At 64.3% G+C, this 18,982-nt stretch carries 14 protein-coding genes; 8 read left to right on the top strand and 6 right to left on the bottom strand.

Going from position 1 to position 18,982, the window contains the following annotated elements; genetic code table 11:
- The first annotated feature begins 130 nt into the window (after nt 1-130).
- Both P9228_RS08470 and P9228_RS08465 read left to right on the top strand, forming a co-directional pair.
- Nucleotides 131-1,141, top strand: coding sequence for a fatty acid desaturase (locus P9228_RS08470; protein WP_278053003.1), 1,011 nt, complete (start codon nt 131-133; stop codon nt 1,139-1,141).
- A 75-nt stretch (nt 1,142-1,216) separates the two neighbouring features.
- Nucleotides 1,217-2,062 (top strand): PhnD/SsuA/transferrin family substrate-binding protein, encoded by an 846-nt coding sequence (locus P9228_RS08465; protein ID WP_278053002.1) that lies wholly within the window; start codon nt 1,217-1,219, stop codon nt 2,060-2,062.
- Here P9228_RS08465 and P9228_RS08460 read toward each other — a convergent pair.
- From P9228_RS08460 to P9228_RS08445, 4 genes are all read right to left on the bottom strand, one after another.
- Entirely contained in the window at nt 2,024-3,370 is a 1,347-nt protein-coding gene (locus tag P9228_RS08460) for a Xaa-Pro peptidase family protein (protein ID WP_127241752.1), read from the bottom strand. The two genes, P9228_RS08465 and P9228_RS08460, sit on opposite strands and share 39 nt — an antisense overlap.
- Nucleotides 3,371-3,386: 16 nt before the next feature.
- Complete coding sequence (locus tag P9228_RS08455) at nt 3,387-4,895, bottom strand: glycosyltransferase family 39 protein (protein ID WP_278053001.1); 1,509 nt, start codon at nt 4,893-4,895, stop codon at nt 3,387-3,389.
- Between the two features lie 92 nt (nt 4,896-4,987).
- Nucleotides 4,988-7,558, bottom strand: coding sequence for an FAD-dependent oxidoreductase (locus P9228_RS08450; protein ID WP_278053000.1), 2,571 nt, complete (start codon nt 7,556-7,558; stop codon nt 4,988-4,990).
- Nucleotides 7,559-7,611: 53 nt separating this feature from the next.
- On the bottom strand, nt 7,612-9,189 hold the full coding sequence (locus P9228_RS08445; protein WP_066999726.1) for a trimethylamine methyltransferase family protein: 1,578 nt from the start codon (nt 9,187-9,189) through the stop codon (nt 7,612-7,614).
- A gap of 255 nt (nt 9,190-9,444) precedes the next feature.
- Between P9228_RS08445 and P9228_RS08440 the strand changes: the two genes are divergently transcribed.
- The 4 genes from P9228_RS08440 to P9228_RS08425 are packed head-to-tail and all read left to right on the top strand — an operon-like array spanning nt 9,445 to nt 14,349.
- Nucleotides 9,445-10,641 carry an MFS transporter gene (locus P9228_RS08440; RefSeq protein WP_278052999.1) on the top strand — a complete coding sequence of 399 codons (1,197 nt, stop codon included), beginning with the start codon at nt 9,445-9,447 and terminating at the stop codon, nt 10,639-10,641.
- Between the two features lie 53 nt (nt 10,642-10,694).
- A complete protein-coding gene (locus P9228_RS08435) occupies nt 10,695-12,764 on the top strand; it encodes a prolyl oligopeptidase family protein (protein ID WP_278052998.1) in 2,070 nt (689 codons plus the stop codon).
- A gap of 32 nt (nt 12,765-12,796) precedes the next feature.
- Nucleotides 12,797-12,919: a capsid protein gene (locus P9228_RS08430; RefSeq protein WP_066999731.1), complete on the top strand. Its 123-nt coding sequence runs from the start codon at nt 12,797-12,799 to the stop codon at nt 12,917-12,919.
- A 50-nt stretch (nt 12,920-12,969) separates the two neighbouring features.
- Nucleotides 12,970-14,349: an aspartate aminotransferase family protein gene (locus P9228_RS08425; protein ID WP_278052997.1), complete on the top strand. Its 1,380-nt coding sequence runs from the start codon at nt 12,970-12,972 to the stop codon at nt 14,347-14,349.
- A 321-nt stretch (nt 14,350-14,670) separates the two neighbouring features.
- Here P9228_RS08425 and mmsB read toward each other — a convergent pair whose 3' ends face one another.
- Nucleotides 14,671-15,555 (bottom strand): 3-hydroxyisobutyrate dehydrogenase, encoded by an 885-nt coding sequence (mmsB, locus tag P9228_RS08420; RefSeq protein ID WP_095778484.1) that lies wholly within the window; start codon nt 15,553-15,555, stop codon nt 14,671-14,673.
- A gap of 24 nt (nt 15,556-15,579) precedes the next feature.
- On the bottom strand, nt 15,580-16,746 hold the full coding sequence (locus P9228_RS08415; protein ID WP_278052996.1) for an isobutyryl-CoA dehydrogenase: 1,167 nt from the start codon (nt 16,744-16,746) through the stop codon (nt 15,580-15,582).
- A gap of 138 nt (nt 16,747-16,884) precedes the next feature.
- On the opposite strand from P9228_RS08415, the gene P9228_RS08410 reads away from it, so the two are divergent.
- A complete protein-coding gene (locus tag P9228_RS08410; RefSeq protein ID WP_278052995.1) occupies nt 16,885-17,490 on the top strand; it encodes a dimethylsulfonioproprionate lyase family protein in 606 nt (201 codons plus the stop codon).
- Nucleotides 17,490-18,965, top strand: a complete 1,476-nt coding sequence (locus P9228_RS08405; protein WP_127325156.1) for a cobyric acid synthase — start codon at nt 17,490-17,492, stop codon at nt 18,963-18,965. The genes P9228_RS08410 and P9228_RS08405 overlap by 1 nt, the downstream gene beginning before the upstream one ends.
- Nucleotides 18,966-18,982 lie beyond the last annotated feature (17 nt).

Genomic DNA, 18,982 nt, shown 5'->3' with positions numbered 1-18,982 from the left:
CATCTGCAGCTAAAAATGCGCATTCGCAACAGATTGTTCACTTTGTCGCGTTGCGACAACGACAGGCTCCTGACACAATGCTGTCAGGAATCAAAGTGGTTCCGGCGACTGGAAGGCAGTGGTCGATAGCATGACTGGCATACGCAAGAGACATAGCAGCACACCGGCCGTGGAATGGCCGACAGTATTCCTCACACTGTTCTGTTATGGCGCTTGGCTTGCCACCGGCTTCCTGCTTTGGCCTTCCTATCCGCTGCTGGCCCTTGTCGCCTTGGCCTTGATACTGGCCCTGCAATCCTCGCTGATGCACGAAGTGCTGCATGGCCATCCGACCCGCAACGCCAACATCAACGAGGCCTTCGTCATCCTGCCGATCGGGCTGGTCTGGCCGTTCCGCCGTTTCAAGGCGATCCATCTTCGCCACCACGCCGACGAGCGGCTGACCGACCCGCTCGACGATCCGGAAAGCTACTACCAGGCGCTCTGGATGCATGCGGAAATGCCGCCAGTGATGAAGGTCCTGCTCAAGATCAACAACACAATGGTCGGCCGCTTCGTTCTCGGACCTTGGCTGTCGTCGATCGGCTTCTTCCTCGAAGACGCCAGACAGATGGCCGCCGGCGACAAGGCGATCCGCAAAGCCTGGCTGCTGCATGCGGTCGGACTTGCAGTGGTCGTGCCGATCGTGACCTTCGGCTTCGGCATCCCGCTCTGGCTCTACATACTTGGGCCGGTGTGGCTCGGCCAGTCCCTGATTTCGGTGCGCACCTATGCCGAGCATCAGTGGTCGGAACACCCGGAGGGCCGCACGATCATCGTCGAGCGGTCGCCGCTCTCCTTCCTGTTCCTCAACAACAACCTGCATTTCGTGCACCACAAGAGCCCGACCGTCGCCTGGTACAGACTGCCGAAGATGTTTCGCGATGGCCGCGAAGAATGGCTGCGGATGAACAACGGCTACGTGTATCCGAATTATTTCGCGCTGATCAAATCATTTGCCTTCAAGGCCAAGGAGCCGGTGGTGCATCCGGTGCTGCGCCGCGCGCCCGAACCCGGCCGTGCCTTCAAGCCGCGCATCAGAGCGCGTAATGTGAGTGGACTTGGCACGGCTCCGGTGCCGGCTGAGCCGCCGAAAGAGTAATTTCGAACTTTCGCGACTGCTTTATCGCCGCGGAATTCAGGCGCCGATGACCGCCTGTTTTGAAAGCTGTTCGTCATGAGCAAGTTGATTGCGGCTCTGCCGATGTATGACTGGCCGGAAGTTCGCGGCGAGATCGACGCGCAATGGGCGCAGCTCCGCGACGCTTTTCGACGGAGGGGTATCGACGCGCCGGAAAGAATGACGCGCAGCAATCGCGACCTGCCGCCGGTGTCCGGCGGCATCCAAGACGGCGCCGGGACGCTGATAGCGCCCGACCCCGCGACATTGCCCCCGGACGAGTTCGACTTTCACCAGCTCTGGCTGAGCCCGGCGCTGCTTTTCGGACAGACCTGCTGGGGGCCGATGGAGCTCGGCCTTGCCAGGCATGTGCAGGTGGTCGCTCAGCCAAGCTATGACGCCTTCGAGGGCGGGCAGGGCGAGCTCTATTCCAGCGCGCTGGTGATGCCGGCTGATGGCGGGCCGTCGGTTGGCTCGCCCGCGGATGGCAAGGCCGTCATCCCGCTCGATCTCATCCGCGGCAAGCGCTTCATCTTCAACAATCCGGATTCGATGTCCGGGCTGCTCGGGCTGACGCGCGACCTGGAGGCGATCGGCGAAAGTCTGGGCGTCTTCGCCTCGTGCGGCGAAAGCGGCGGCCACCGGTCGTCGATCGTCGCCATCGCCGAGGGCAGGGCCGATATCGCCGCCATCGACTGCCAGAGCTGGGCATTGGCGCAGCGATTCGAGCCGGCGGCGCGGCGCGTGAAAGTGGTCGGCTGGACGACCAGGCGGAAGGGATTGCCGTTTATCTCGGCCAGGGCCACATCGGCGGACGTCGTTGCGTCCATGCGCGAGGCCATCGCCGAGCTTGGCTTGGACGGGTCAGTTGCCAAGCAGCTTTTCGTCGAGCGGGTAGGCTGAGAGTTTTTCGTTGCCGGTCTCGGTGATGAGGATCTGCTCCTCGATCTTGACGCCCTCGCGGCCGCCGAGCCTGCCGATATAGCTTTCCACGCACAGCACCATGCCGGGTTCCAGGACGCCATCCGGCGTGTCGTCCGTCCAGTCGCTGGCATGCGGCAGGGTCGGATATTCGTCCGCCAGACCGACGCCGTGGTAGAGCACGCCGTAGCGCGCCGGGAAGCAGTCTCCCGGCGGCACGGCGGAGCGTTCGACGAGATCGCGAAAGGAAATGCCCGGCCGCATCAATACTGTGTTGTGGGCGATCTGGTCGGCGGCGATGCGGAACAGATCACGCTGCTCGTCGGACGGCCGGCCATTGCCGCAGAGCCAGGTGCGCGAGAGGTCGGCGCAGAATCCATAGGGACCGATGAGGTCGGTGTCGAAGGCGACGAGATCGCCGTCCTCGACGATGCGCGACGAGCATTCCTGGAACCAGGGGTTGGTGCGCGGCCCGGACGACAGAAGCCGGGTCTCGATCCATTCGCCGCCGCGCGCGATGTTGCCGCGATGCAGTTCCGCCCAGAGTTCGTTCTCGGAAATGCCCGCCTTCAGCGCCGCTTCCATCTCGCCCATCGCCGCCTCGCAGGCGACAATGGCGCGGCGCATGGCGAGGATCTCGTCGGGCGACTTTATGAGGCGCGCATTCTCCATCACCGCCTCGCCATTGCCGACCGTGATGCCGTGGCGGGCAAGCTCTTCGACGCCTTCCGGGTTGACGTGGTCGACGGCGATCCGCCGATTGCCGCCGCCCTGCTCGGCAAGGAGCTCGGCGATGCCGGCTGCCCAGCGACGGACCTTCTTGTCGGTCAGCTCGCCGCTATAAAGATACATCCACGACACCGCCGGCCGCACCTCGTCGACGACGCCGGCGTGATCCGACAAATGCTCGCAGGAGAAATAGTCGAACAGCACCACAGGACCTTCTGTGGCGACGAAACAGTGGCGGGTCGGATTGTGCGCGACCCAGAGCTGCATGTTGGTCGAATCCGTCGCGTAGCGGATGTTGACCGGGTCGTAGAGCAGGGCGCCCGCATAGTCGCGGCGCCTGAGCTCAGCGCGGATGCGCTCGAGCCGATAGCTTCGCATGGCAGGCAGGTCTGGAGAGGCGATGCCTGCCGCCGCCCATTCGGCTTCGGCTACCGCGCCATAGCCCAGAGCGTGCTGGTTGAGCGCGGCAGCCTTCTCGCGGGAGGCGGCGCGCAGCGCCTCGACGGAGCCGGGTTCGAACGGCATGATCTTGCGGTGGCGGCCGAAACGTTGTGTGTCCATGCGGTCCCCTGGCTGTCTATTGCGGCGTCATCTTGTGCAGCCTGGTGATCGTGACCTGGCGCGGTGCGTTCCCCAACTGCGGCACCGCGATGCGCCGATGGACGGTGTCCATCACATAGCCGGCCTCGGTGATCCTCTTGAAGATGACGGAAGCCGGTTCCTCGTCATCCGCGAGCACAAGCACCGCGGGCTCGCGGATCGATTTGGCGAAATCGGGTATCTCGTCGTCGAGCACGATGAGATCGGGATCGACGAGGCGGAGATTGCCGATCCAGAACCAACTCGAGACCACAGTGCCGACCGGTCCGTCGGCTGTCAGCTGACGATGGAGCGAAGCGTAATCCAAGCGCACGATGCTGCCGCGGTTATCGCCGCCGTGGACCTGCATGTACCAGCTTACCGGAAGCACCAGGATGGCCATCATGGCGCCGACGAAGACGATTGTCGCTTGCGTCTTCCTGCCCCTTTCCCCCATCGCGTCCAGCCGCATGGCAATGGCGACTGGCAACAGCACGAATACGGGCAGCATCCAGCGATCGCGAAACTGTGTGATGCCGCCCGCCAGCACCACCACGAGCGTGATCAGCAAGGCGAAGCCTATCGCTCGCCAGACCAGCGTCTCTGGCCACGCTGCGGCCTCGGGCGGTGGTGCGGATTGCTTGCGCGCCAGGAAAAACGCGACGGCAAAGATCGTGGCCGGCAGCCCGGCGAAATTGAGTATCGCATTGCCCAAGCCGCGGATGCCGCGAGACAGAGTCTTTGCCGCGCTGCCCCCCTCGGCGACGCCCAGGCCACCGCTGTGCGCCAGCAGGTCTCCCAGATGCGTGAGGCTCCAGTAGAATGTGGGCAGGCAGGCGAGGATCGCCACAACCACACTGATCAGGAAACGGCGATCGAAGATCGCCTCACGTGTTTCGCGGACGGACAGCGCCGCGAGGAACAGCGCAGCGAGAAAGATCACCTCATTGTATTTCGACAGCATTGCGGCAGCCGTCGCCAAGCCAAGCAGCACATACGCGGTAGTCGAGCGCCGTTTCTGCAACTCGGCGATCACCAGCAGCAGCAGCGATGAAAAGCAAAAAACCGCGACCGAGTGGGTGAGGGCATGCTGCATCTCCCATACGATCTGTGGAAACAGCAGCAGGCCGAACATGGCGGCGGTCGCCGCGCGGGCCGTGTAGCCCAGGCGGCGCACTGTGGCGAAGGACGCGACCAATCCACCGGCCAGCAGCGTGTATTTGACGATCTTGAGCGCGAGAATGCTGGTTCCAACCAGCGAGGCCGTGAGGATGCCGAACCAGGTGTATAAAGGCGGCTGCGAGCCGCCATAGCCGGCCGCGAGGAAGCGCATCGCCATCAACTGTTCGGCGTCGTCGACGCCGACGCCAGTGCCCACGAAATGGGACGAGAGCGGCATCACCAGGATCTGGACCAGGCAATAGGCAAGTGCAAACGCGATTGCGGCACTGAAAGGACCGACCCGTTCATCGCAGAGCCAGTCGGTCCATTTCTCCAGCTGCCGCAAGGGTCGTCTTCTCATCTGATGCATTGGTGGCCGGTTGCTATATAGCCGGCCACCAACACGATCCGAAAGCGGTACATTGCGGCTTCCTGGAATCAGGTGCGCATCTTCTCGCCGCTCGGGTCGAAGGGCGGTTCGACGTTGATGCGGGCCGGGCGGCGGTGGCCGAGGATCTCGATCTCGAACAGGCCGGCGCTCTCGTCCTCGGCAAGGGCCGCCGGCACATAGCCCTGCGCCATCGACTTTTGCACGTAGTGCGCATAGCCGCCCGAGGTCACCCAGCCGACAACGCGCCACTCGCCATCGACGATGCCGCGCACGGCCGAAGCGCCTTCGGCGGCTTCGGAGCCGCGCACTTCCTTGCCCGTCTCGTCGAAGCGCGGCGCGCCGTAGCCATGCGGTTTCTCCACCGTGCCATAATCCTTGCTGACCTTGGCCCAGATCGGCTCGTCGCCCATCACGTCGGCGTCCGCAGCATCGACGATGAAGGAGACGCGGCGCAGCTTCGGCCCTTGCGCCTGCTCCCTGGCAGCCGCCTCGCGGCCAATGAAGTCGTTCTTCTCCAGCTTGATGAAGCGGTCCATCGAGCCTTCGAACGGCCCGTAGATCGGACGCAACTCGCGGAACCAGGTTGGGAAGTTCTTTTCGAGACGCATCGACAGCAGCGCGCGCATGCCGAAATCGACGAGGCCGAATTCCTCGCCTGCTTCCTTGATCGCCTTGTAGACGAGGCGCTGATAGGCGGGGGCCATCCAGATCTCGTAGCCGAGGTCGCCGGTATAGGTGATGCGGTTGACCATGCAGGGCGCGCCGCCGACCGCCATCTCGCGGAAGTCCATGAAGCGGAAGGCCTTGGTCGAGACGTCGACGTCCACGAGTTTCTGCAGCAAATTCCGCGAGCTCGGTCCGGCGATGGACAGGCCGACCAGCGTCTGGTCGAAGCGGTGGATGCGCACAGAACCATCCTTGGGCAGGTGCTTCTCGAACCAGCGCATATGGTATTTCTGCGCGGCCGAAGAGCCCCAGATCATGAAACGGTCCTCACCGGTCTTGGCGATGGTGAAGTCGCCGATCAGCCTGCCGAACTCGTTGACCATCGGGGTGAGCACAATGCGGCCGGTCTTCGGCATCCGGTTGGTCATCAGCCGGTTGAGGAAATCCTCGGCGCCCGGCCCGGAAACTTCGTACTTGGCAAAGTTGGCGATCTCGGTGACGCCGACCCGTTCGCGCGTCGCGCGAACTTCCTCGCCGATCGGGCCGAAATCGTTGGAGCGGTGGAAGGAGACGATGTCCTTTGGCTCGGTGCCCTTGGGCGCGAACCAGAGCGGGGTTTCCAGTCCCCACGAGTCGCCCATGACCGCATTGTTGGCGAGCATCGTGTCGTAGAGCGGCGTCGTCTGCGCCGGCCGGGCGGCCGGCAGTTCCTCGTTCGGGAAGCGGATCGAGAAGCGCCGCGAATAATTCTCGCGCACCTTGGCGTTGGTGTAGCGCAGCGTCGCCCATTCGCCGAAGCGGGCGACATCCATGCCCCAGACGTCGAAGCCCGGATCGCCGTGCACCATCCAGTTGGACAGCGCCAGGCCAACGCCGCCGCCCTGGCTGAAGCCGGCCATGACGGCGCAGGCACACCAGAAGTTGGTCAGGCCCTGGACTGGGCCGACCAGCGGGTTGCCGTCGAGCGCGAAGGTGAAGGGGCCGTTGATGATCTGTTTGATGCCGGCCTTCTCGATGCCGGGGAAATGCTTGAAGCCGATCTCCAGCGACGGCGCGATGCGGTCGATGTCGGGTGGCAAGAGTTCATGACCGAAATCCCAGGGCGTGTTGACCGGCGACCATGGCTTGCAGGCTTTTTCATAGGTGCCGAGCAGGATGCCGTTGCGCTCCTGGCGGGTGTAAATCTCGCCCTTGAAGTCGAGCACGCCGATCATCTCGCGGCCGGTCGATCTGTTGAATTCCTCGACCTCCGGCATCGGCTCGGTGAGCAGGTACATGTGCTCCATCGCCAGCACCGGCAGCTCGACGCCGACCATGCGGCCGATCTCGCGCGCCCACAGCCCGCCGCAATTGACGACATGCTCGGCTTTCACCGTGCCTTGCTCGGCGACGACGTTCCAGGTGCCGTCGGCTTCCTGCGTCAGCTCGACGACGCGGTTGCGCAGCACGATCTCAGCGCCGAGTTTTCGCGCGGCCTTGGCGTAGGCGTGGGTCGTGCCGGAGGGGTCGAGATGGCCTTCGACGGGATCCCACATGGCGCCGACGAAATTCTTCTCGTCCATCAGCGGGAACATCGCCTTGGCTTCGAACGGCGTAATCAGCTCGGTATCCATGCCGAGATAGCGGCCCTTGGCGTGGGCGAGCCGCAGGAAATCCATGCGCTCGGGGGTATCGGCCATCATCACGCCGCCGGTCAGATGCAGCGAGCAGGACTGGCCGGAAAGCTCCTCGATCTCCTTGTAGAGCTGGACGGTATAAGCCTGCAGCTTGGCGACGTTCGGGTCGCCGTTCAGGGTGTGGAAGCCGCCCGCCGCGTGCCAGGACGAGCCGGAGGTCAGCTCCGAGCGCTCGATCAGCATGATGTCGGTCCAGCCGGCCTTGGCGAGGTGGTAGAGCACCGAGCAGCCGACGACACCGCCGCCGATGACAACCGCTTTAACATGGGATTTCATGAAGATAGGTCCGTTCTTGCAGAGACTGAATCGAGTGAGCGGGGCGTGAAAGATCAAAAATCGGTCGGCGCGCCGCCTTCGGCGCGGCGCTTCTCGACGAAGTCGTTGAGCTCCTCGCGGATGGCAGGGTCCATATAGGGCTCTTCGTATGCCGCGAGGCGCTCCTTCCACACCTTGTTGGTGCGTTCCAGCGCCGTCGGCGAGCCCGCCTCGGTCCAGGTCTCGAAATTGCGCCAGTCGGAGACGATCGGCGAGTAGAAGGCTGTCTTGTAGCGCTCCTGCGTGTGCTGGGTGCCGAAGAAATGGCCGCCCGGGCCGACCGACTGGATGGCGTCGAAGCCGAGCGCGTCTTCGGAGAGATCAAGCGGGGTGAGAAATTCGGCCACCATCTGCAGGAGGTCGATGTCGAGGATGGTCTTTTCGTAGGAGCAGCGCAGGCCGCCTTCCAGCCAGCCGGCGCCGTGCATCATCAGATTGCCGCCGCCCTGGATGGCGCCCCAGAGCGAAAAGACGCTTTCATAGGCCGCCTGCGCGTCGACCGTGTTGGCGGCGCAGGTATTTGAGGTGCGGTAGGGGATATTGTAACGGCGGGCGAGCTGGCCGCCGGCGAGCTGCGCCTTCATGTATTCGGGCGTGCCGAAGGCCGGTGCGCCCGACTTCATGTCGACATTGGAGGTGAAGCCGCCATAGCCGACCGGCGCGCCCTTCTTCACCATCTGGGCAAAGGCGATGCCGGAGAGCGCCTCGGCATTCTGCTGCACCAGCGCGCCGGCGATGGTGACGGGTGCCATGGCGCCGGAGAGCGTGAATGGCGTGACGATCACCGCCTGGCCCATGCTGGCCATTTGGATGATGCCTTCCATCATCGGCACGTCGAGCTTGAGCGGCGAATTGGTGTTGATGATGGTGAAGACCGACGGCTCCTCCATCAGCTGCTCGCGGCTGACGCCGCGCGCGATGCGGGCGATCTCGATGCCGTCGACATTGCGTTCCTTGCCGAGCGAATAGATGTGGAAGACCTTGTCGGTCAGCGTGGCGAGGTCGCGGATGCATTCGAGATGCCGGACCGAGGGATGGATGTCGATCGGCTCGACCGGATAGCCGCCGGTGCACTGCAGGATGTTGTGCATCTGCGCCAGGCGCAGGAAATTGCGGTAGTCGACCTGGTTGCCGGGGCGGCGGCCGCGGTCGAGGTCGGAGCAGTTCGGCGCCGAGGCCATCATCGACAGAATGACGTTGTTGCCGCCGAAGCGCAGATTGTGCGCCGGGTTGCGGGCGTGCAGCGTGAACTCCGGCGGACAGTACGCGATGAGCTCGAGGATCATGTCGCTGTCGAAGCGAACGCGCTCGCTGCCTTCGCGAACGTCGGCGCCATGCGCCTTCATGATGCGGCGGGCTTCGTCATGCAGCACGTCGACGCCGATCTCCTTCAAAACGCGCAGCGAGGCGAGGTGGATCGATTCCAGTTCGTCGTCGGACACCAGCCTGGTGGGCACCAGCGGGTTCTTAAGCTGCCGGAACGGCGGCTGCTCGAAGGCTGCCGATCCGCCGGCGCGTTTGCCAGCACGGCCGCCGCGGCGGGCGCGATCTGTTGCCAATGCCGGTTCGGCGGGATGAAGGGCGGCAGTCATGAGAGGCCTCGTGGGGATGCGAAAGTGGTCGGCATAATGGACCGGCGGCAATGCTGCCGGTAAGGAGGCGGCGACCACTAGGGCGAGGGAAGCGACATGACGGAAGGGCAGATTGGCCCGCCGAATTGCCGCCGCCAAAGCATTCCCTGCCGGCGTTCCTGACAAGGATTGGCTGGAACATGCGCCCTTGCCGTCAGTTGGCCCTTACGGCTGTCGCCGGCAGCGGCTAAGCCTGCGTTGAATGGAGCAGGAATGATGGCTCTGGCGAAATCAGAGACTGGCGAGACGGTGCAGTGGGCCGCGATTACCGGCGTGATCGCGACCGTGTCGGTGTTCGCCATCGCGCAGGGGCTTTCCTATCCGCTGCTGAGCTTCATCCTGCAGCGTCAGGGCGTGTCGCCGGCGGTGATCGGCCTGTCGGCCGCGATGACGCCGGTCGGTTTCATCCTGTCCTCGCCGCTGATCCCGGGGCTGGCGCGCCGGTTCGGAGCGGGGCGGACTGCGCTCATCTGCGCCGGGCTCTCGGCCCTGGTGCTGGCGCTGATCGGCTGGACCCAGGACGTCTATTTGTGGTTCCCACTGCGCTTCCTGGTCGGCGAGGTCACCAATCCGCTTTATGTGCTCAGCGAAATCTGGGTGATCGCGCTGGCGCCGCCGTCGCGGCGCGGGCGCGTCATGGGCATCTATTCGACCATCATCTCGGCTGGGTTCGCGGCCGGACCGCTCTGCCTGCTGGCGGTCGGCACGGAGGGTTGGCCGCCTTTTCTGGTCGGCATCTTTGCTTTTCTTTTCTGCGGCGCCTGCCTGGCGGTCGTGGTGAAACGTCTGCCTAGGGTCGACGAGGCAGGTGAAAAAGTTTCTGTGCTGGGCTTCATGCCGCTCGCCTGGCTGCTCCTGTCGGCGGTCGTCGCCGCCGCCGGTTTCGAGCAGTCGGTGCTGGCGCTGCTTCCCGTCTATGGCACCCACTTCGACATTCCCGAGACGCGCATGTCGGCGCTGCTGTCGATGATGATCGCCGGCAACATCGCCATGCAGGTGCCGCTCGGCCTGCTCGCCGAAAGACTGACGGCGCGCCTCGTGCGATTCGGCTGTGTCTCGGTGACGGTTCTTGGCTGCGCGCTCTTGCCGGCGCTCATCGAGACGCCGCTGATCTGGCCTTGCGTCTTCATCTGGGGCGCGGTGTCCTACGGGATCTATACGATGTCGATCATCGAGCTCGGCGAGCGTTTTACCGGCTCGGCGCTGGTCGCGGGCAATGCCTCCTTCTCCTTGATGTGGGGCGTCGGTGGCATCCTCGTGCCGCCGCTGACCGGCGGTGTGATGGACCTGATCGGCGCCGCAGGGCTTCCGGTGACGCTCGGCGCGATCTGCGCGGCGCTGGCTGTAGCCACCGTCATTCGCCGGCGGGTGATGCAGGGCCGGCTGGCTGAGCGCAGGCAGCGCTGCTCTTGAATGTTGGCACGGCGAACGCGATGTAGGCAGGGCCGCCAGACCCGGAGACCAGCATGACCAGCCCGATGACCCAAACCCAGCCTGAATTGCCGGTCGAGGATCCTTTCCTGTGGCTGGAGGATCGCAACGGCAAGGAAGCGCTTGAGTGGGTCCATCGCCAGAATGCGACGACTGTCGCCGAACTGCAGGGCGATCCATCCTATCAGGCGGCATTCGAGACCGCGCTCGACCTGATGACGGCCGAGGACAATATCCCGGTCGGATCGGCGCTCGCCGGTTACGTCTACAATTTTTGGCAGGACAAGACCAACGCGCTGGGCTTGTGGCGCCGCGCGACAGTCGCCTCCTACAAGACCGACAAGCCGGATTGGGAAACGATCCTCGATTTCGATCAGCTCTCGGCCAAGGAAGGCGTGAAATGGGTGTTCGGTGGCGCGAGCCGGCTCTATCCCGATTTCGACCGCTGCCTGCTGTTCATGTCGCCGGACGGCGGCGACGCCAGCGAGATGCGCGAGTTCGACATTGCGAAGAAATCCTTCGTCGAGGACGGGTTCCGGGCACCGGCTTCGAAGTCGGGGTTTTCCTGGCTGGACAGGGATACGGTGATCGTCTCGGCGGCTTTCGAGGACGAGGACAAAACTCAGTCAGGCTATCCGCGGGTGATCAAGCTCTGGCGGCGTGGCACGAAGCTGGAGGAGGCGACGCCGATCTTCGAGGGCGAAAAAAATCATCTCGCGGTCGGCGGCGGCGTGGAGTTCGATGGCGACAAGAAACATGTCATGCTCGGCAAGACCATCGACTTCTTCACCTCGCACAGTTTCCTTCGGCTGGCTTCGGGCGAGAACCGGCGCATCCCGCTGCCCGACGACGCGACCGACACCGCGATCTTCAAGGGACAGCTGGTCTTTGGCGTCCGCAGTCCGTGGACGGCGCCGGACGGCACGCGCTGCCTGCCGGATGGGCTCTATTCCGTGGATTTCGACCGCTGGATTGAAACCGGTTCGTTCGAACCGGTCGAGACGCTGCTCAAACCGGAGCCCCGCGTTTCAATCGCAGGTCTCGCGAGGACGCAGGACCGGCTGTTCATCAACCTGATGGACAATGTGCGCGGCAAGGTCGTCGTTTGCGACCGCACCGGCAATGGCTGGTCGGTGAAGCCGGTCGACCTGCCCGACAAGGGCAATGTCGGCATCAGCCATGCCGAGCATTTCGGCTCCAGCGTCTCCTTCTCCTTCACCGATTTCCTGACGCCGAGCTCGATCATATGGTCGGACGACAATGGCGACACACTTCAAACCGTGAAATCGCAGCCGGCGCGCTTCGATGCATCGCCCTATACTTCGGAGCAGTTCGAGGCGCGCTCGAAGGACGGCACGATGATCCCGTATTTCGTCGTCAGGCGGCGCGACCAGACGGGACCGGTGCCGGCGCTGCTCTATGGCTATGGCGGCTTCGAAGTGCCGCTCTTGCCCGGCTATGCCGGGATCCGCGGCAGGCTCTGGCTGGACAAGGGCCATGCCTATGTGCAGGCCAATATCCGCGGCGGCGGCGAGTTCGGCCCGGCCTGGCATCAGGCGGCGCTCAAGGGCAAGCGCCAGAAAGCGTTCGATGATTTCGCCGCGGTCGCCGAGGATGTGGTCAGGCGCGGCATCACCACGGCGGCACAACTCGGCATCCAGGGCGGCTCGAATGGCGGCCTGCTGACCGGCGTCTCGCTGACGCAGCGTCCGGAGCTGTTCGGCGCCGTCATCATCGACGTGCCGCTGCTCGACATGCTGCGCTACACCGAACTGCCGCCCGGTGCCTCGTGGATGGCGGAATATGGCGATCCGTCAAAGCCGGAGGAGGCTGCATGGCTCGCCGCCTATTCACCCTATCAGCGTGTGGCGACCAGTGCCGTTTATCCGCCGGTGCTGCTGATGACCTCGACCGCGGACGACCGCGTCCATCCGGGGCATGCGCGCAAGATGGCGGCGCGGCTCCAGGCCGCCGGTCACGGCAAGACGCTGTTCTTCGAGGAGACCGAAGGCGGCCATGGCGGGCGCGGCGATCGCCGGCCCCAGGCCGCGCAAACGGCGATGCGCTACGTCTTTCTGCAGCGCACGCTTGCCGGTCCAGCTTGAATTGCTGGCCGTTGGCGGCTTAAGGTGCCGCCATGGTCCGCATCAGCACATCAGGCGCCTTCGGGGTCGCGGTGACGCCGTCACCGCGCACGCTGCGCGCCGAGCTTTTGCGGCTGTGCGCCCGCATCGGCTATTCGCCGCCCCGTTTCCTCTGACGAATCCGCCCCGGCCACCGCCGGATTGATTCAAGAGGAAAGACAAACCCATGACCTATCAGAACTATTCGCTGAAGCAGCTTCAGCAGATCGATGCCGCGCATCACCTTCATCCCTTCACCGACCATAAGGAACTGCGTGAAGCGGGCTCTCGCATCATCACCCACGCCAAAGGGCCGTTCATCTATGATTCCGACGGAACGGAAATCCTCGACGGCATGGCGGGCCTCTGGTGCGTCAATGTCGGCTACGGCCGCGACGAACTGGCGGAGGCCGCCTGCGCCCAGATGAAGGAGCTGCCCTACTACAACTCCTTCTTCAAGTGTTCGACGCCTACACCGGTGCTGCTGTCGCAGAAGCTGGCGGAACTGGCGCCGGAGCATGTCGGTCAGGTCTTCTACGGCTCGTCCGGTTCCGAGGCCAACGACACAGCGCTGCGGCTCGTGCGCCACTATTGGGCGCTCGAAGGCAAGCCTGAGAAGAACCGGATCATCTCGCGCAAGATGGCCTATCACGGCTCGACGATCGCCGGCACCTCGCTCGGCGGCATGGAGCCCATGCACAAGCAGCTCGGCGGCGCGGTGCCGAACATCGTCCATGTGATGATGCCCTATGCCTATGAGCTCGCGCTGGCCGGCGAAAGCGACCACGATTTCGGCCTGCGCGCCGCCAAGGCCGTCGAGGACGCCATCCTCGAAGCCGGCGCCGACAAGGTCGCCGCCTTTATCGGCGAGCCGGTGATGGGTGCGGGCGGTGTGAAAATCCCGCCGATCAGCTACTGGCCGGAGGTGCAGCGCATCTGCCGCAAATACGATGTGCTCTTGATGCTCGACGAGGTGATTACCGGCTATGGCCGCACCGGCGAATGGTTCGCGGCGCAGACCTTTGACGTCCAGCCCGACACCATCACCACCGCCAAGGCGCTGACCTCCGGCTACCAGCCGCTGTCGGCGCTCCTGGTCGGCGACCGCATCAGCAGGACGCTCGTCGAAAAGGGCGGCGAGTTCTACCACGGCTACACCTATTCCGGTCACCCGGTCGCGTGCGCGGTGGCCCTGAAGAACCTCGAGATCATTGAACGGGAAGGTCTGGTCGAGCGCGTCAGGACCGACACCGGTCCCTATTTCGCGCAGGCGCTGCAGGAGCGCATCGCCGGCCACAGGCTGGTCGGCGAGATGCGCTCGATCGGTCTTATGGGTGCGATAGAGATCGTCAAGGACAAGGCGACCAAGGAACGATACCTGCCGTCGGGAAGTGCGGCGGTCGTCGTGCGCGATCACGCGATCTCGCAGGGCATGATGCTGCGCGCCACCGGCGACACGATGATACTGTCGCCGCCGCTGATCTGGACGCGCGACACCATCGACATGTCCTGCGAGCGCATCGCCAAGGCGCTCGACCTTGCGGAGGCGGATTTGCGGAAGCGCTGAGAAAACACAGCCGGGCGCCCTTGCTGGAGGGTGCCCGGCGACCCGAATCTGCAGCGAAGCCTTGCCCAGACGCAAAAACCGCGTCCCAGAAGGGAACGCGGCTTTGCCAGATACGCATGGCGTTTCGCTACTCGAGACCTGCGAAACTTACGGGCTCCGGTACGCGAGACCTGATCCGGAGCGCCGGGCGGTTGCGATGTCCGCCTCGCAGTCCGTTTTAAAGGCACATCGTTACCGGTGAGTTAGCGAGACCTTAAGCAAATCTAAATTTGCCGGATTTCTGTCGAAAAAAATTGCTAATAACCCTTTGCAAGCAGCTGCTTAGGTTTGATCGCCGCGCAGGAAATTTATGATGCCGGAAAAGTCGGCGCCTGCGTTGCCCTGCGCATTGAACAGAGCGTAGAGCTGCGTCGCCTCGGCGCCCAGAGGCGTCACGGCGCCGGCGCTTTGCGCGGCTTCCTGCGACAATTTCAGGTCCTTGAGCATGAGGGCGGCAGCAAAACCCGGCTTGTAGTCGCGGTTGGCGGGCGACGCCGGAACAGGGCCGGGCACCGGGCAGTAAGTGGTCAGTGACCAGCACTGGCCGGAGGAGGTGGAGGCGACGTCGAACAGCGCCTGGTGCGACAGGCCGAGTTTCTCGGCGAGCACAAAGGCTTCGGCGACGCCGATCATCGAAATGCCGAGAATCATGTTGTTGCAGATCTTGGCGGCCTGGCCGGCGCCGTCACCGCCGCAATGAACGATGCGGCCGGCCATCGGCTTCAGGATCGGCTCGGCAGAGGCGAATGCTGCATCCGACCCGCCGGCCATGAAAGTGAGCGTGCCGGCGGTGGCGCCGCCGGTGCCGCCGGACACAGGCGCGTCGATCGAAGGCAAGCCGTGCCTGGCGGCAATGGCGTGAGCCTTGCGTGCCGATTCGACATCGATGGTCGAGGAATCGATCAGCAAGGCGCCTTTCTTCGCCTTGGGCGCGATGTCCTCGTAGACCGACAACACATGCTTGCCGGCGGGAAGCATGGTGATCACCACGTCGGCGTCCTTCACCGCGGCGACGGCATTGGCCATGACGGTGACGCCATGCTCTTTTGCGATCGTGAGGTTCTCCGGCACGAGGTCGAAGCCTTGCACCGCATACCCCGCCTTTACGAGGTTGGCAGCCATTGGGTTGCCCATATTGCCAAGGCCGATGAAGGCGATCGTTGCCATCGTTGTCTCCCGAAATTTGCTGCTTCAGCGGCCGATCAGCGTTCGCGCGATGATGACGCGCATGATCTCGTTGGTGCCTTCGAGGATCTGGTGGACGCGCAGATCACGCACCAGCTTCTCGATGCCGTAATCGTGCAGATAGCCGTAGCCGCCATGCAACTGCAGCGCCTCGTTGGCGATGTCGAAGCCGATGTCGGTGACGAAGCGCTTGGCCATCGCCGACCATTTGCCGGCATCCGGCGCCTTGCGATCGAGCTTCGAGGCGGCGGCATAGAGGAAGATGCGGGCCGCCTGCAGCTCCGTCTCCATGTCGGCCAGCCTGAACTGCAGGGCCTGGAACTGGTTGATCTTCGATCCGAAGGCCTTGCGCTCGCTCGTGTAGGCGAGCGCCTTGTCGAGCGCCGACTGCGCGCCGCCCAGCGAGCAGGCGGCGATGTTGAGCCGGCCGCCGTCGAGCCCGGCCATGGCCATGCCGAAGCCCGCGCCTTCGGTGGCAAGCAGGTTCTCGGCCGGCACCTTGCAATCCTCGAAGATGACCTGGCGGGTCGACTGCATATGCCAACCCATCTTGTGCTCATTGGCGCCGAAGGAGAGGCCGGGCGCATCCTTGGGCACCACCAGGGTCGAAATGCCTTTGGGCCCGTCGCCGCCGGTGCGCGCCATGACGACATAGAGGTCGCTGTCGCCAGCGCCGGAGATGAACTGCTTGGCGCCGTTCAAGACATAGTCGCCGCCGCTCCTCACCGCTCTCGTCTTCAAGGCGGCGGCATCGGAGCCGGAGCCGGGCTCGGTCAGGCAATAGCTCGCCAGCCATTCCATGGAGGTCAGCTTCGGCAGGAAGCGCCGGCGTTGCTCGTCGCTGCCGAAGCGGTCGATCATCGACGCCGCCATGTTGTGGATGGAGATGAAGGAGGAGAAGGCCGGATCGGCATGCGCCAGCGCCTCGAAGATCAGCACCGCATCCAGCCGACCGAGCGCCGAGCCGCCGACATCGTCGCGGACATAGATGCCGCCCAGGCCGAGCGGCCCGGTCTCGCGGATCACGTCGGCCGGAAAGTGCTTTGCCCGGTCCCAGTCGAGCGCGTTCGGCGCGACCCGATCGGCCGCGAAGGCCTCAGCCATCTCCTTCATGGCGCGCTGTTGCTCGGTGAGTTCGAATTGGCCAGTGCCCGCATCGACTGCCGCGTCCATGGCGTGCTCCCTGTCGTTTCAGGCCTTGTGGCCTGTCGTTTTTGGCTTTGCGCAGCGATCAATCTAGACCAATGATGCCGCCGCGCAACCCAGCCCGCCGTGGACCGGCTGTGCATGGATTGATCAACGGAGTCTTGCGTGCCGACAATTTTCGATCAGCTGCTGGACCGGTTCCACTTCTATCTCGCCGGCATCGACAGCGATCTGGTTGCGGACGCCGTCGCGCGCATCGATTGGCACATGCCCTCTCGTTCGCGCGAACCACGTGCGCTTCGTTGCCTTCGCCATCTCGATCGGATTGCGGAGCTTGCGCCGCGGGACGCCGGGCCGCTGACGCGGTTCATCGCGGACCATCGCAATGAGCTGTGCTGGGGCCAGACTTATACCGCTGCCGATTTCGGACAGCTCTTCATCGACAATTACGGCTGGCTGGAGGTGTTCGGCACGCGGGGGCATTTCGCCAATGACGAGGTCGCGGGCGGCCTGCTGATCCTCGGGCCCGACAGTGTCTACCCAGACCACCACCACACCGCCGAGGAGATCTACATTCCGCTGACCGGCAGCACCGAGTGGAGCATGGGCGGGGCCGGCTTTCGGGTTCGAGCGGCGGGCGAAATCATCCACCATGCGTCCAACGTCAATCACGCCATGCGTACCGGCAAGGAGCCACTGATGGCGCTCTATATCTGGCGAGGTGGACCGCTCGCGCAGAAATCGATCATCGGCGCGGAGGGCAGGGGCTGATGGCCAGGGCGATCATGCTGCAAGGCACCGGCTCGGATGTCGGCAAGACGGTGCTGGTGGCGGGGCTCTGCCGGGCAGCAAAAAAACGCGGACTGAAGGTCAGGCCGTTCAAGCCGCAGAACATGTCCAACAACGCCGCCGTCGCCGACATCCCCGGCAACAACAAGACCGGCGGCGGCGAGATCGGCCGCGGGCAGTGGCTGCAGGCGCTGGCCTGCGGGGTGAGGCCGACCGTGCACATGAACCCGGTGCTGCTCAAGCCGCAAAGCGACATCGGCTCGCAAGTGGTGGTGCAGGGCAAGGTTTTTGGCGAGGCGCGGGCGCGCGACTATCAGGCAATGAAGGCCAGGCTGATGGATGCGGTGCTCGATTCCTGGGCGAAGGTCGGCGAGGACGCCGACCTCGTCATCGTCGAGGGCGCCGGCTCGCCGGCCGAGATCAACCTTAGAAGCCGCGACATCGCCAATATGGGCTTTGCCACGCGTACCAACGTCCCGGTGGTGCTTATCGGCGACATCGACCGCGGCGGCGTCATTGCTTCCGTCGCCGGCACGCATCTGATCCTGCCGGAGGAAGACCGGCGCATGATCGCCGGCTATCTCATCAACAAGTTCCGCGGCGATGTCTCGCTGTTCGACGATGGGGTCAGCGCCATCGGCAAGTTTACCGGCTGGCGCTGTTTCGGCGTCGTGCCCTGGCTGAAGTCCGCGGCAAGGCTGCCGTCCGAAGATTCGGTTGTGCTCGAGCGACTTGCCTCGGGCGAAAGGCGGGCGCTGAAGGTGGCGGTGCCCATGCTGGCGCGGATCGCCAACTTCGACGATCTCGATCCGCTCAAGGCCGAGCCGCAGGTCGAGGTGGTGTTCGTGCCGCCGGGAAAGCCGCTCCCGGAAGATGCCGGGCTGGTGGTCATTCCGGGCTCGAAATCGACCATCGGCGATCTGATAAAATTCCGCGAGAATGGCTGGGATCGCGACCTTGCCGCGCACCGCAAACGCGGCGGCCATGTCGTCGGCATCTGCGGCGGATATCAGATGCTCGGCCGCAAGGTTCGCGACCCCGATGGCATCGAAGGCAGCGTCATCGAGACGGAGGGCCTTGGCCTGCTCGACATCGAGACGGTGATGGAACCGGAAAAGACGGTGCGCAACTCGAGCGCTCATTCGGTGCAATTCGGCCTGCCGCTCGAAGGCTACGAGATCCATCTCGGCCGCACCACCGGCCCGGACGCCGCGCGGCCTTCGGCGATCATCAACGGCCTCGAGGACGGCGCGGTCTCCGCCGATGGCAAGGTTATCGGTACCTATCTGCATGGGCTGTTTGCAGCGGACGCTTTTCGCGCGGCCTACCTTGCGAGCCTCGGGGTCAAGGATGGGGGCATCGACTATCGCGCCGAGGTCGAGAAGGCGCTGGACGAGGTCGCGGCCGAGCTGGAGAAGCATCTCGACTGCGATGCGATTTTCGGGCTGGCGCGGTAGGTCCTCCCGTCGATGCG

Source organism: Mesorhizobium sp. WSM4898 (assembly GCF_029625845.1).
Taxonomy (GTDB): domain Bacteria; phylum Pseudomonadota; class Alphaproteobacteria; order Rhizobiales; family Rhizobiaceae; genus Mesorhizobium.
Note: the sequence above shows the minus strand (reverse complement) of the source record. Positions and strands in the feature narration are given on the sequence as shown.

Coding starts and splice junctions, on each gene's coding strand:
- P9228_RS08430 (WP_066999731.1), top strand. CDS start 12,797: ATGGTCCGCATCAGCACATCAGGCGCCTTCGGGGTCGCGGTGACGCCG.
- P9228_RS08405 (WP_127325156.1), top strand. CDS start 17,490: ATGGCCAGGGCGATCATGCTGCAAGGCACCGGCTCGGATGTCGGCAAG.
- P9228_RS08470 (WP_278053003.1), top strand. CDS start 131: ATGACTGGCATACGCAAGAGACATAGCAGCACACCGGCCGTGGAATGG.
- P9228_RS08440 (WP_278052999.1), top strand. CDS start 9,445: ATGGCTCTGGCGAAATCAGAGACTGGCGAGACGGTGCAGTGGGCCGCG.
- P9228_RS08445 (WP_066999726.1), bottom strand. CDS start 9,189: ATGACTGCCGCCCTTCATCCCGCCGAACCGGCATTGGCAACAGATCGC.
- mmsB (WP_095778484.1), bottom strand. CDS start 15,555: ATGGCAACGATCGCCTTCATCGGCCTTGGCAATATGGGCAACCCAATG.
- P9228_RS08460 (WP_127241752.1), bottom strand. CDS start 3,370: ATGGACACACAACGTTTCGGCCGCCACCGCAAGATCATGCCGTTCGAA.
- P9228_RS08415 (WP_278052996.1), bottom strand. CDS start 16,746: ATGGACGCGGCAGTCGATGCGGGCACTGGCCAATTCGAACTCACCGAG.
- P9228_RS08450 (WP_278053000.1), bottom strand. CDS start 7,558: ATGAAATCCCATGTTAAAGCGGTTGTCATCGGCGGCGGTGTCGTCGGC.
- P9228_RS08425 (WP_278052997.1), top strand. CDS start 12,970: ATGACCTATCAGAACTATTCGCTGAAGCAGCTTCAGCAGATCGATGCC.
- P9228_RS08465 (WP_278053002.1), top strand. CDS start 1,217: ATGAGCAAGTTGATTGCGGCTCTGCCGATGTATGACTGGCCGGAAGTT.
- P9228_RS08435 (WP_278052998.1), top strand. CDS start 10,695: ATGACCAGCCCGATGACCCAAACCCAGCCTGAATTGCCGGTCGAGGAT.